Annotated in this window: 12 protein-coding genes and 1 riboswitch; of the genes, 6 read left to right on the forward strand and 6 right to left on the reverse strand. The window is 62.1% G+C overall.

From position 1 onward, the window contains the following. Nucleotides 1-517: 517 nt before the first annotated feature. Nucleotides 518-1,009 carry an RNA recognition motif domain-containing protein gene (locus tag OKB87_RS19915; protein WP_270828346.1) on the forward strand — a complete coding sequence of 164 codons (492 nt, stop codon included), beginning with the start codon at nt 518-520 and terminating at the stop codon, nt 1,007-1,009. Between the two features lie 18 nt (nt 1,010-1,027). Here the strand turns inward: OKB87_RS19915 and murI are convergent, their stop codons facing one another. From murI to OKB87_RS19930, 3 genes are all read right to left on the reverse strand, one after another. Further along, nucleotides 1,028-1,822, reverse strand: coding sequence for a glutamate racemase (murI, locus tag OKB87_RS19920; protein WP_060390985.1), 795 nt, complete (start codon nt 1,820-1,822; stop codon nt 1,028-1,030). A 117-nt stretch (nt 1,823-1,939) separates the two neighbouring features. Beyond that, nucleotides 1,940-3,775, reverse strand: coding sequence for a TonB-dependent receptor domain-containing protein (locus tag OKB87_RS19925; RefSeq protein WP_270828347.1), 1,836 nt, complete (start codon nt 3,773-3,775; stop codon nt 1,940-1,942). 52 nt (nt 3,776-3,827) lie between these two features. Then, nucleotides 3,828-4,004: riboswitch (cobalamin riboswitch) on the reverse strand. Nucleotides 4,005-4,039: 35 nt separating this feature from the next. Further along, nucleotides 4,040-4,942 (reverse strand): LysR family transcriptional regulator, encoded by a 903-nt coding sequence (locus tag OKB87_RS19930; RefSeq protein ID WP_043168413.1) that lies wholly within the window; start codon nt 4,940-4,942, stop codon nt 4,040-4,042. Between the two features lie 111 nt (nt 4,943-5,053). Between OKB87_RS19930 and OKB87_RS19935 the strand changes: the two genes are divergently transcribed. From OKB87_RS19935 to OKB87_RS19950, 4 genes are all read left to right on the forward strand, one after another. Then, complete coding sequence (locus tag OKB87_RS19935; protein ID WP_270828348.1) at nt 5,054-5,980, forward strand: sodium-dependent bicarbonate transport family permease; 927 nt, start codon at nt 5,054-5,056, stop codon at nt 5,978-5,980. 4 nt (nt 5,981-5,984) lie between these two features. Beyond that, entirely contained in the window at nt 5,985-6,287 is a 303-nt protein-coding gene (locus tag OKB87_RS19940) for a P-II family nitrogen regulator (RefSeq protein ID WP_005306985.1), read from the forward strand. 62 nt (nt 6,288-6,349) lie between these two features. Further along, the gene (gene purE / locus OKB87_RS19945; RefSeq protein WP_011704108.1) at nt 6,350-6,859 is read left to right on the forward strand and encodes a 5-(carboxyamino)imidazole ribonucleotide mutase; all 510 of its coding nucleotides are present in this window, start codon (nt 6,350-6,352) and stop codon (nt 6,857-6,859) included. Then, on the forward strand, nt 6,856-7,980 hold the full coding sequence (locus tag OKB87_RS19950) for a 5-(carboxyamino)imidazole ribonucleotide synthase (protein WP_270828349.1): 1,125 nt from the start codon (nt 6,856-6,858) through the stop codon (nt 7,978-7,980). Before purE ends, OKB87_RS19950 begins: the two co-directional genes overlap by 4 nt. Before the next feature lie 67 nt (nt 7,981-8,047). Here OKB87_RS19950 and OKB87_RS19955 read toward each other — a convergent pair whose 3' ends face one another. The 3 genes from OKB87_RS19955 to OKB87_RS19965 form a co-directional block, all read right to left on the reverse strand. Continuing rightward, complete coding sequence (locus OKB87_RS19955; RefSeq protein ID WP_016348936.1) at nt 8,048-9,238, reverse strand: L-lactate MFS transporter; 1,191 nt, start codon at nt 9,236-9,238, stop codon at nt 8,048-8,050. A gap of 109 nt (nt 9,239-9,347) precedes the next feature. Continuing rightward, entirely contained in the window at nt 9,348-10,079 is a 732-nt protein-coding gene (locus tag OKB87_RS19960; RefSeq protein WP_042064388.1) for a LytR/AlgR family response regulator transcription factor, read from the reverse strand. 129 nt (nt 10,080-10,208) lie between these two features. Beyond that, a complete protein-coding gene (locus OKB87_RS19965) occupies nt 10,209-11,882 on the reverse strand; it encodes a sensor histidine kinase (RefSeq protein ID WP_049046457.1) in 1,674 nt (557 codons plus the stop codon). Nucleotides 11,883-12,054: 172 nt separating this feature from the next. Here OKB87_RS19965 and OKB87_RS19970 point away from each other — a divergent pair, with 172 nt between their 5' ends. Further along, on the forward strand, nt 12,055-12,495 hold the full coding sequence (locus OKB87_RS19970) for a hypothetical protein (RefSeq protein ID WP_270828350.1): 441 nt from the start codon (nt 12,055-12,057) through the stop codon (nt 12,493-12,495). Nucleotides 12,496-12,498 lie beyond the last annotated feature (3 nt).

The following is a 12,498-nucleotide window of genomic DNA, read 5'->3' on the forward strand; positions in this document are numbered from 1 at the left end:
TGATATCAAAAATTGTTTTTGATGCTCGATGCTGTGAGTGCCCACACAGATTGCTTGATTCAAATTGTTAAAGAGCGTCACGCTTGTCGCGTTGAGGAGGCGCATATTACGCTTCTCACTTCGAAAGTCAAGCGATTGTTTTCGCTTTTCTTTCGGCGCCCACTTCGCAAGGAAGCTGGCTCATCAGGTTGGCGTGTTCCGCCGTGCTGGTAGGGGCGCATTATAGGGAGCCGCGCCGCGATGACAAGGCTTTTTTTGAAGAAAGTCACGGAAACTTCAAATTATCCAATTAGAAACAGCTTACTCAGTGTATATATACAATGTTATCCACAAACCGATGATTTCAGACCGGTTTTATCATCATTTAGGTGGATCTTCCCCTCTCAAGGGATGCCATACTGGAACGGATAATATGTCCCAAGTGGTCCATGGTAGCGCCCGGCTGGAAAGCTGGTTACCATGGAGGTGAATAGAGTGTTGCACCTTTTTTGCTTTCATTTACAAAAGGTCTTTAAAGATGAATTTATCCAAGTTTCCCGTTTATGTGCAGGCGGCCATCCTTGCTCTGGTGTTGGCGCTGGTTGGTTATCTGGTTGCCCAGGCCCTGCAATTTTCTTTGAAAGCCGAAGTGATTTTTGCTGTGGGCTTGGCCATCGGCGGTTTCGTGGTACCGCTGTTCCTGAACCGTGCACCGGCTGGCGTGACTGAACTGGCTTCCAGTCAGGAGACCTGCACCTTATATGTAGGCAATCTGCCATACCGTGCCAATGAGATAGCCGTGCGCGAATTGTTTGCCGAGCAGGGCCAGGTGATCTCGGTTCGCCTGATGAAGGACAAGGCCACCGGCAAGCGCAGAGGATTCGGTTTCGTGGAGATGCCCGCTGCCGATGCCGCCAAGGCGATCGCCGCACTCAACGACAAGGAGTATCAACAGCGTACCCTTAAAGTACGTGAAGCCAATGACAAGCGGGACAAAGATGAGCGAGAAGGCAGTGAAGTGGATGCCTGACCGCTGGCCGGTAATCCGTTAGAACCTGACCTCTTCGAGTGATGACAGCCCCCAAGCTTGCAAGGGGGCTGTCAGTTTCTGGGTCTGGGCATCCAGCCGGGTGCAATAGGCCTTACCCCCAACATCTTCCAGCCGTGTCGGTGTTGTAACCAAACCGGCCAGCAGGTGAGCCACCCGCTTGGCAACCGCACTGCCGGAATCCACCAGCTGGCACGCAGGCATCAGCTGCCGTATCTCTTCATCCAGCAAGGGGAAATGGGTACAGCCCAGCACCAGGGTATCCGGATGCTCTTCCCCTTCCAACCAATCCGCCAGCACCTCCCGCAACAGCGCCATATTGACCGGCAGACCCGCCAGCTTGTGCTCGGCCTCGACGACCAGCTCGGTCGCCCCCTTGAGCAGCACCCGCTTGCCCGGCGCAAACTGGGCGATGAGCTCGTGGGTATATTCACGGCTGACGGTACCCGGGGTTGCCAGCAAGCCGATGCAACCATTGCGGGTAAGTGCGGCTGCGGGCTTGATGGCGGGTACCACGCCGACGACTGGTACTGTCATGGCCGCACGCAGGGACGGCAGCGCTATGGTGCTGGCCGTGTTGCAGGCAATCACCACCAGATCGATAGCATGCTCGACCACCATGTGGCTGACCAACCTGGTGCAGACTTCGGTGAGGGCGGCCTCGCTCAGCTCACCATAGGGGAAGTTGGCGTTGTCGAAGCAATAGATATAGTTGTGTGCCGGCAATGCGCGGCGGATCTCGCGGTAGATGGTCAGGCCACCCATACCGGAGTCGAACACGAGAATATTGGCCACTTGAGCTCCCCTTTGGTGCAAGTCGGCGATCATACTCCCGCCGACCGCCAATAGAAAAGGCCCCACCAATGGCGGGGCCTCGCTTTTTATCTTCTCTTATATAGGCAGCGTTGCCGCTCAGAGACGGTAGTCCGCCGTCAACTTGAACTCGGTACCTGCCGACGCATAGCCATAGGCCGGGGCGTAATCACGATCAAACAGGTTGTCGATGCGGCCACCCAGCGTGAACTGAGGCGTCACCCCATAGCTCGCTCCCAGGTTGATCAGGGTGTAGGAACCCAGCTCAACCCGCTCTGCCGGGAAGCTGCTGAAGTTCTTGTCATCCCGCTTGCCGACGTAGAGCAGTTCTGTGGAGAGATCGACAGGGCCCAGTTGTACCTGAGTCAGCCAGCTGGCCTTCTGCTTGGCACGACGCAGCAGTTGCTGATCCCCGTCGTTCTTGTCTTCGGCCCGGGTGTAGTCAAAGCTCAGATCGTGCCGCAGTTGTCCGGTTTCCAGACCGAGCGCCGCTTCCACACCGCGGATCTCGGCATCTGTGTTGTCCGGCCGGCAGGTTGAGGACGCGCTTTGGCAGGCAATCAGATTCTGGATCTGGTTGCGGTAGAGGTTCAGCGACCAATCCCAACCGGTGTAGCGACCGTTGAAGCCCAGCTCCAGGTTCTTGCTCTCTTCCGGTTTCAGCGCGGGGTTCTCATAACCCGGATAGTAGAGATCGAGGAAGGTCGGTGCCTTGAAGGCAGTGCCATAGCTCAGACGCACATTATGGTTGTCATCGAGATCCAGCCCGCTGGCAGCGGACCAGGTGTTGTGACGGCCATATTGCTTGTTGTCATCGGTACGACCAGAGAACTCCCACAGCAGGGCCTGCCAGCGGTAGCTGCCCACCACGAACAGACCTGTGTTGTCGCGATCCGGGGCATTGAATGCCTGACCATAGCTGCGTGTATCGGATTTCAGCTGCTCCTGCTGCCAGTCGGCACCACCGGTCAGGTTGAGCCCCTCGACACCACTCCAGCTGTTGATCCAGGAGAAGCGGGTCAGCCCGGTGTGGATGGGCTCCGCACTGGACTCCCCTTTGCTCTCCAGCCAGCTCTTCAGCTTGTTCTCGCCGTAGCTGGCCTCCAGCCGGCTGCTCAGCGCGCCACTCTGATACTTGAGACCGCCATCGTACTGGAACGCCTGCACCCGGCTCTGATCGGCCGACTGATACGCATCATCCATTTCGGTCTGGTTGTCATAGCCCTGGGCGTTGAAGTCGGCACTCCATGCGTCGTTGAAAGCATGATTCAGTCCGAACTGGCCGTTCAGGCTGTCAAAGCCATCCCGATCCGGCTGCTGGGCATTGGCCACCACGTCGAACCCATCGGTGCGCTCATAACCGATCATCATATTCATGTCGGTCTGCTGGCCCAGAGCCTGCACGGTACGCAGCTGGCCCTGGCTGTAGCCATTGCTGCCCACACCGCCCTTCAGGTGGGTCTCGCTGCCATTCTTGGCGGACGTCTTGGTGATGAGGTTGATGACGCCGCCGATGGCGTCCGAGCCATACACGGCCGCCCGTGGGCCACGGATGTACTCGATGCGTTCGATATTGCCGAGCGGGATCTGGCTGAGATCCGGCGTGCCGGCCACCATGGCCGCGATGGGACGCCCATTCATCAGCACCAGTGAATGGTTGGAGTTGGTACCACGGATGAACAGGCTGCTCATGTGGCCTCGACCACCCAGAGTGGTGATCTGCACGCCGGGCAGCGTCTTCAGCAACGCTGGCAGGCTCTGCACCTGGCGGGACTCGATCTCGGCGCGATCGATCACCACAACGGGAGCCAGTACCGAGCTGATGGGTTGCTCCACCCGATTGGCGGTGATCACCAAGGTAGGATTGACGGGGATGGTGGTCTGGGCAAAGGCCGCCGTTGGCAACAGGGCAGCCGCCAATAATTTCTTGGACATGAGAGATCCTTAAGTTCGCGTAAGCATCTACTTCGTGGCCGGTTTCTCTCGGCCCGAAATACGAACTTTGGCAGGTCTTCGGGCTGGGGGGCTGATGGCCTACGGCGACGGCTTCCCACCTGTGGCAGTGCCCTGATGTCGCTTCGTTCCCCCTTACCGCTGCGCGCCAGCTCCGGATTTTCACCGGATTCCCTATTAAGCATGATGCGCCAAAGCGCAGGGATTATAGGCAGAGCAGAGGTGGATGTATAGCCATCCAGATTTCTATTTCTTGCCGCCAAGTGCGGCCAACCGCTGCTTCGCACCCTCCATCACCGCCTGTACCCCGGGATGGGAGAGGTGACGACCGGCCGACACCAGATAATAGGAGAGCGTTACCTCGGCCAGGGTTGCAATCCGTTCGACACCGTAGAGTCGCGCGATCTCGTCAGCCATGGCCAGCGGCGCCGGAAAGATCCCCATTCCCGCCTTGCCGAACGACTTCATCAGGGTGGAGTCATCGAACTGGCCGACCAGATGGGGATGGATGCCCTGCTGCCGATACCAGGCCAGCAGGCTGTCATGGGTCGCCGACTTCTCCCCCGGGATCAGCAGCGGCAACCCTTCGAGGGAAGCAGGAAAACCCTGCCGCGCCCTGGCGGCCAGCTCGGGGCTGGCAAACAGCGCCAAGGGGCTGCGTCCCAGCTCGTGGTTGTAGCCGCGCACCCCGCTGTCGGGGGGAAGCGGGCGATCGATCAGCACCATGTCCAGCTTGTGGCTGGCCAGCTCGCTGAACAGCTGTTCCGCCCGCTCTTCATGGCACACCAGCCGCAGCGGGGTGGCCAGCGCCATGGCGGGTGCCAGCAGCTCGAACGCCAGAGTACGGGGCACGGAGTCGGCGATCCCCACCTGCATGGTCAGCTCCTGACTGGCATGGCGCAGGGTATGCTCGAGATCGGCGCCGAGCGAGAAGATGGCGCCAGCCTGTTCGAGCGCCTGGCGACCGGCGGCGGTCAGGGCAAGCCGCCGCCCCACCCGGTTGAACAGCGCCACCCCGAGGGAGAGCTCCAGCTCGGCCACCTGACCGCTGACGGTCTGCGGCGTGAGGTGCAACTGCTCGGCGGCCCGCGTCACGCTCCCGCTGCGCGCCACGTGCCAGAAGTAATAGAGCTGTTTGTAGTTGAGCATTGGGCCCCTTATCAGTTTCTACCGAACAATCATCAATCAAAATCTGATTTTATCGAAACATCTTGCACTCTAGCATGCAACCACCCTGTGAATTGCCTCCTGCGAACTCCCATGCTGGATGTTGTTGTACTCTTTTTCCTGTTTGGCCTGCTGGCCGGTCTGGTGCGCTCCGAGCTCAAGCTGCCGCCCGCACTCTACGATACTCTCTCCCTCTTTCTGTTGCTGGCCATCGGTCTCAAGGGCGGCGTCGGCCTGGCGCAGCAATCACTGCAACCGTTATTACCGCAACTGGCACTGGTGATCCTGCTCGGCATGCTGCAGACCCTGGCCGGGTTTGCCGTGCTGCACCTCAAGATGAACCGGGTCGATGCCGCCGCCACCGCCGCCCACTACGGCTCGGTCAGCGTGGCGACCTTTGCGGTCGGGGTGAACTGGCTCACTGAGCGCGGCATCAGCTTCGAATCCCAGCTCTCCATCTTCCTGGCGGTGATGGAGATCCCCGCCATCCTGGTCGGCATCGTGCTGGCCCAGGGAGTGAGCCGGCAGACCCGCTGGCGCCGGCTGGCCCATGAAACCTTCCTCGGCAAGGGGGTCACCCTGCTGCTCGGCGGCATGGCCATCGGCTATCTGGCCGGGCCCGACGGGATCGCTCCGCTCAAACCCCTGTTCGTCGACCTGTTCAAGGGGGCGCTGGCGCTGTTCCTGCTGGAGATGGGCCTCATCGTCGCCCGCCAGTGCCAGGACCTGCGCCGCCACGGCCTGTTCCTGCTCGGCTTCGCCCTGCTGATGCCGCTCGCCTCGGCCGGCCTGGGCCTGATGATCGGCCAGCTGATGGGGCTCTCCCTCGGTGGCCTGACCCTGCTGGCCACCCTGGCAGCCAGCGCCTCCTATATCGCCGTGCCGGCCACCATGCGCATCGCCGTCCCTCAGGCCAATCCGGGCCTGTCGCTCAGCGCCGTACTGGGGGTCACCTTCCCGTTCAACATCATGCTGGGGATCCCGCTCTACCACAGCTGGGCCCGCCACTTCACGGAGTAGCCACATGCAGACCGAGATCCGCACCCTGCTCACCGTCATCACGGAAGCAAACCTGGAACCCACCCTGCTGCGCACCCTCACCCGCGAGGGGCTGCGCGGCTACACCATCACCGATGCCAGAGGCCGCGGTGACCACGGTGAGCGCAACGCCAGCTGGAGCGAGAGCGGCAACATCCGGCTGGAGGCGATCTGCAGCCGCGAACAGGCGGAACGCCTGCTCGCCCACCTGCAGAGTCGCTACTACCCCGACTATGCCATGGTCGCCTTTTTGCAACCGGTCGAAATCGTGCGACCCGAAAAATTCTGAGCCGGCTTGCCGGCTCTTTTTGCCAACCAGAGACAAACGTTTGACTGCAAGGAGTCATAGCCATGAATACCCCTCCCCTGATCGGCCTGGTAATGGGATCCGACTCCGACTGGCCCGTGATGCAGGCCGCCGCCCGCATCCTCAAGGAGCATGGCGTTCCCTACGAGGCGCGCGTGGTCTCGGCCCACCGCACCCCGGATCTGCTGTTCGAATATGCCGCCAGCGCCCGTGAGCGTGGCCTGCGCGCCATCATCGCCGGGGCTGGCGGCGCAGCCCATCTGCCAGGCATGGTGGCCGCCAAGACCACCATTCCGGTGCTGGGTGTGCCCATCCCGACCCGCCAGCTCAAGGGGATGGACTCCCTGCTCTCCATCGTGCAGATGCCCAAGGGGGTGCCGGTCGCCACCTTCGCCATCGGTGAGGCGGGCGCCGCCAACGCCGGCCTGTTTGCGGTCTCCCTGCTCTCCGTTGCGCAAGACGGCGATGCCCCCCGCTACCAGCAGCAGCTCGACGGCTTTCGTGCCAATGAGCGCGACCGGGTGCTGGCCCTCACGCTGGAGGACCCGGCATGATACTGCCACCCGCCACCCTCGGCATGCTGGGGGGCGGCCAGCTCGGCCGCTACTTCGTGATGGCCGCCCACCGCCTCGGCTACAAGGTGGTGGTGCTGGATCCCGACCCCGCCAGCATCGCCGGCGCCGCAGCCGATCACCATATTGTTGCCACCTATGACGACCCGACCGCCCTGCACGATCTGGCCAGCCGCTGCGCAGCCGTCACCTGCGAGTTCGAGAACGTGCCGGCCACCGCCCTGGCCCTGCTGGAGCAGTACCAGCCGGTACGCCCGGCCGCCGGTGCCGTGCGCATCTGTCAGGATCGCCGCGAAGAGAAGGCCTTCTTGAGCAGAGCCGGCATCCCGGTCGCCCCCAACCAGACCCTGCAGCCGGGCGAGCCGCTGCCGGCGCTGCCCGCCGCCCTCTTCCCCGCCATCCTCAAGACCGCCCGCGAGGGGTACGACGGCAAAGGCCAGTGGACCATTCAGGCCGCCGACCAGCTGCCAGCAGCGCTGGCCACCAGCGGCGTACCCTGCGTGCTGGAACAGCGGCTGACGCTGGAGGGCGAGTTTTCCCTGACCCTGGCCCGCAGCCCGAGCGGTGCCATCGGTGCCCTGCCGCTGGTGCAGAACTGGCATAGCGGCGGCATCCTCGATCAGACCCGCTCCCCGGCCAACATGCCGGCCCTGGAGGCCGACGCCAGACGTATCGCCGAACAGCTGATCGCCGCCCTCGACTACGTCGGCGTGCTGACGGTGGAGTTCTTTCTGGTGGCAGGCCAACTGCTGGTCAACGAGCTGGCGCCACGCCCCCACAACTCGGGCCACCCCAGCCTCGACAACGCCGAGTGCAGCCAGTTCGAGCTGCAGGTGCGCGCCCTGTGCGATCTGCCGCTGCCAGCCCGGATCGCCGTGCGCCCCGCCATGCTGCTCAACCTGCTGGGGGATCTCTGGCAGGCCGGCACGCCAGACTGGGCCGCCCTGCTGGCACTGCCCGGCGTGCATCTGCACCTCTACGGCAAGGGGGAGCCCCGCCCCGGCCGCAAGATGGGTCATGTCACCATCACCGCCGCCGACTGGCCGACGGTGGAAGAGACCTGCCAGCGGGTGCGCCGGCTGTTGGGGCTGCCGCCACGCTGAGCCGCGCACAAAAAAAGACCCGGGCCAGGCCCGGGTCTTTTCATTGCTTGCTGCGACAGGCGGGTGATCAGGCCCGCTCCACCGATACCGGCGCCGGCAGGCGGATGGTGAGAGAGAGCACCAGCGCCACCACCAACAACACCAGGATCAGGTTGAAGGTCGCCATGAAACCGCCGAACAGGGAGGCCACGATGGAGCCGATGATGCTGCCCAGACCAAAGCCCAGATAGATGACGCCGTAGTTCTTGGTCAGGTTGTTGAGACCGAAGAAGTCGCTCACCAGCGAGGGGTAGACGGTGATGGTGCCGCCGAAGCTGAACGCCACGCAGGCCACCGCCACGAAGAACAGGTTAGCGTTGAGCGGCACGAACAGCAGCAGCGCCATGCCGGCCAGGGTAATCAGCTGGGCGATGGTGATGACCCGGATGCGGGACATCTTGTCGGAGAGGATGCCCAGCACCAGCCGGCCGCCCAGGTTGGCCATGGCGATGATGGCGACGGCGTTGGCGGCGACCACGGCCGGCAGGCCCACCATGTTCTCGCCGATGTCCTTGGCCACGCCGATGACGTAGAGACCGCTCATGCAGGCAGTGAGGAACATCAGCGCCAGCATCCAGTACTGCGGCTTGCGCATCGCCTCGGCCAGGGTGAAGTCGCGGCTCTCGCTCTGCTGCACGGCGGCCGCCTGCTTGGGCGCATCCTTCATCAGCATGCCGCCCACCAGCACCATGGACATGGCGATCAGCCCCCACAGCTGGAAGGTGGTCTCAAGGCCGTTGCTGGAGAGCAACAGCAGGTTGATGTACTTGAAGCCCAGGCTGCCGAGGCCGTAGGCACCGATGGAACAGGCGGAGATCAGCCCCTTGCGCTCCGGGAACCACTTCACGCAGTTGGAGAGGGTCATCAGGTAGCCGGTACCGTCGGCAAAACCGACCAGGATGCCGGCGCAGAGGTAGAGCATCGCCAGGTTGCTGGCGTGGGCGGTGAGGAAGAAGCCGATGCCGAGCAGCACGCCGGCACCCAGGGTGACGTTGCGCACCCCGAACCGCTCCTGCAGCTTGCCCGCCAGGGAGGAGGCCACCGCCAGGGAGAGGCTGAGCAGGCCGAAGGCGAAGGCGACCTGGCTGACCGGCTCGTCCAGCTTGTCGGAGAGCTGGGCGTTGAACAGGCTCCAGGTGTAAACGGATCCCAGCGCGAACTGGGTGATGATGGTCCCCAACAGGGTGAGGTAGCGGGTGCGATTCATCTCTTTGGTCATGATGCGTCTCGGTCAATGGCCTTAAGGAAACTGGGGCCACTATAGGCAAGACGCCACTCCCACCGACCGATTAAGGCATGAAATGCAGATCGGCGGGAATGAATGACAATCAGAGCCGCATCAGCTGACGGAACGCCTTGATGTTGCTGCGGCTGACCGGCACCTCGAACGGCAGGTCATGGAGCCGGATGAGATAGGTGCTGTTGAACCAGGGCACTATCTCGCGGATCTTGTTGATGTTGACGCAGTAGGAGCGGTGACAGCGGAAGAACCCCTCGGCGGGCAGCCGGCTGACGAACTCGCTGAGGGTCATGGTCATCACGTAGCGATCATCGCGGGTGTAGACATAGGTGAGCTTTTCGTCGGCTTCCGCGTAGTAGATCTGCTCGCAGGGGGTGACGATGATGCGCTCCCCCTTCACCAGATTGACGGTGCGATTGTGCGGCGTGCCCGGCTCGCTCCCCTGCCCCGCCTGCGACTTGCCCGCCAGCTCCAGCTTTTGCAGCAGGCTGATGAGACGCGGTTCGTTGTAGGGTTTGAGGATATAGTCGAACGCCTCCAGCTCGAACGCCTCCACCGCAAACTCCTTGTAGGCGGTAACGAAGACGATGTGGGGCGGATGGCTCGACTTGTGCAGGTTCTTGGCCAGCAGCAGACCGTCGATGGAGGGGATCTGGATGTCGAGGAACACCACGTCCACCTCGTGATCCTGCAGGTATTTGAACGCCTCCAGCCCATCCTCGAAGCTCGCCACTATCTCGATGGTGCTGTGCTGCCCCACCAGGTAGGCCAGCTCCTCGCGAGCCAGATATTCGTCTTCCACTATGATGGCCTTCAGCATGGCATTGCCCCCTGAGGGAATGCAGGATAGGCCAGCACCTCCCGCATCAAATACTCATCCTCGACTATGATGGCTTTCAGCATGACAACGCCTCTCGCAGCACACACTTATCTTCAATCATGATGGCACTCAGCATGGCATCGACTCCTGATCCGGCAGATAGAAACTCACTTCGGTACCCGGCTCCAGCCGCTTGAGGTGCAGGCCATCGCCATAGAGCAGCTTGACCCGCTGATGCACGTTCATCAGACCGATGCTGCGGCTCTCCACCCGACCGGCGGCGACCCCGTCGATCACCTCCTGGCTGATGCCGTAACCGGTATCGCGCACCGCCACCCGGATGCCGCCCGCCAGCTGCTTCACCTCGATGGTGACCCGACCCGGCGCGCTGCGGGGCTGGATGCCGTGCAGGATGGCGTTTTCCACCAGCGGCTGCAACAACAGGCTCGGCACCTGGATGTGCACGTCGTCCACCTCGAATACCACCTCCAGCTTGTCGCCGAAGCGGGCCTGCTCGATGGCCACGTAGTCGCGCACCTGCTGCAGCTCCTCCTGGATGTCGATGAGGGTGTCCCCCTTGTTGAGGTTGTAGCGCAGGTAGTCCGCCAGATTGGCGATCAGCTGGCGCGCCTGCTGGGGCCGGATGCGGATCAGCGACGAGATGGCATTGAGAGCATTGAACAGGAAGTGCGGGTTGATCTTGCTCTGCAGCGCGGTGAACTCTGCCTTGCGGGTCATCTCCTTGAGCTGCTCGATGCGCGATACCTCCATCTGGGTGGAGATGAGCTGGGAGAGGCCCACCGCCATTTCCCGCAGCGAACTGGTGATGCTGTGGGTGCGGCGGTAGTAGATCTTGAGGGTGCCGCTCACCGAGCCGTTTTCCCGCAGCGGAATAATGATGACCGAGTGGAAATCGGAGAGGTGATACTGGCGCAGATCGTTGTTGATGATGATCTGGTCCAGCAGCACCGCCCGCTGGGTCATGTCGCTGATGGCGTGGTGCTCGTCCAGCTCGTAGTAATCCTTGCCCACCCCCACATAGGCCAGCACATCGCGGGTATCGGTGATGGCCACCGCATCGGCGCTGATTTCGCTGCGAATGATGGCGCAGACCTGGCTCAGGGAGTGGCGATCGATGTTCTGGAAGAAGGGCAGCGTCTTGTTGGCGATGTCGAGCGCCAGCTTGGCCTGCTTGGCGGCAATCAGTTCCTTCTCGTCGTCCAGATCCTGCACCAGCTTGATGATGAGGCCGATGCAGAGCGCCCCGGCGATCATCGGGTAGGCGATGTGGCTGACGATCTCGACGCCCACCGCATGGGGCTCGGTCAGCAACCAGATGAGCAGCATGGTGAGCCCCTCACACAACATCCCCGCCAGAATGCCGTACAGCCAGAGCCGCGACTTGCGACAGCGCAGGTGCAGCCAGGTGGCGAGCAGGCCGGCGATGATGCTGGCGATGAGGCACGGGATCGAGGTGTGGCCATCCATGTCGATGAGATAGCGGTGCAGACCGGAGATGACCCCGGCCGGAATGCCGACCCAGGGACCGAACAGGATGCCGCCCGAGATGATGGCGATGATCCGCACGTTGATGAGGGCCCCCTCCACCGGAATGCCGGTATAGGTGCTGAACACCGCAAACAGGCAGAAGATGGCCGCCACCAGCACCAGTTCGGCCGGGGTGTGGTCCCGCTTCTGGAACAGCCGCTGGAACGGCCGGGTACGGGTCAGGAAGAACAGGGTCATCAACATCAGCGCCGCCCGTTCGAACACCGCCAACAACATCATCTGATTTTCGAGCAAAGCAGGGATTCCATATCTATGACTAAAGGGAGGACAAGGCGCGGGATCATACCCCGTATCCCGTGTCAGCTCATTCCGAATAGTGGGGTACAGATTAAGCTTCGCCGCGGGCGGGTCGATAGATGAGTGACCCCCGGCAGCGGGGTAACCTCGATATCCAGGAGATAATCATATGTCTCAGAAAGGAGTTCTGGTGGCACTACTGGCTGGTTGCTGCACGATGGCGGCTCAGGCCGACACACAAACCAATCAGCTCACCTGGCCTGCCACCGCCAGCAAGAGTACCGGGATGGAAATTTCGCTCATCCACCCGGGTCAGCAACCGGTCAATTCCGTTTCCACATCCAGCCCGGTCGAGACCGAGGCCATCAACCTCAGCAATCCGGATTTCAACACTACCTACCAATTGCAGGCTCGCACCCTGTATGCCAGTTTGCCCGAACAGGCCGGCACCGACTTCAAGCTGGCTCTCAACGGCCAGCCACTGCCGCAACACCATGCCCTGCCCCTGACCCAGGCCACCCGCTACTTCCTCAGCTATCTGGCTCCGGCTGCCAGACCGGACCAGACCGGCGAAGCGGCCTATGAACTGCTGGTCTACTGGCACGGTTGACCA

Origin of the sequence: Aeromonas sp. Y318-1 (assembly GCF_027706125.1) — a bacterium.
GTDB lineage: Bacteria > Pseudomonadota > Gammaproteobacteria > Enterobacterales > Aeromonadaceae > Aeromonas > Aeromonas hydrophila.

Coding starts and splice junctions, on each gene's coding strand:
- OKB87_RS19915 (WP_270828346.1), top strand. CDS start 518: ATGAATTTATCCAAGTTTCCCGTTTATGTGCAGGCGGCCATCCTTGCT.
- OKB87_RS19925 (WP_270828347.1), bottom strand. CDS start 3,775: ATGTCCAAGAAATTATTGGCGGCTGCCCTGTTGCCAACGGCGGCCTTT.
- OKB87_RS19930 (WP_043168413.1), bottom strand. CDS start 4,942: ATGCTCAACTACAAACAGCTCTATTACTTCTGGCACGTGGCGCGCAGC.
- OKB87_RS19935 (WP_270828348.1), top strand. CDS start 5,054: ATGCTGGATGTTGTTGTACTCTTTTTCCTGTTTGGCCTGCTGGCCGGT.
- OKB87_RS19940 (WP_005306985.1), top strand. CDS start 5,985: ATGCAGACCGAGATCCGCACCCTGCTCACCGTCATCACGGAAGCAAAC.
- purE (WP_011704108.1), top strand. CDS start 6,350: ATGAATACCCCTCCCCTGATCGGCCTGGTAATGGGATCCGACTCCGAC.
- OKB87_RS19950 (WP_270828349.1), top strand. CDS start 6,856: ATGATACTGCCACCCGCCACCCTCGGCATGCTGGGGGGCGGCCAGCTC.
- OKB87_RS19955 (WP_016348936.1), bottom strand. CDS start 9,238: ATGACCAAAGAGATGAATCGCACCCGCTACCTCACCCTGTTGGGGACC.
- OKB87_RS19960 (WP_042064388.1), bottom strand. CDS start 10,079: ATGCTGAAGGCCATCATAGTGGAAGACGAATATCTGGCTCGCGAGGAG.
- OKB87_RS19970 (WP_270828350.1), top strand. CDS start 12,055: ATGTCTCAGAAAGGAGTTCTGGTGGCACTACTGGCTGGTTGCTGCACG.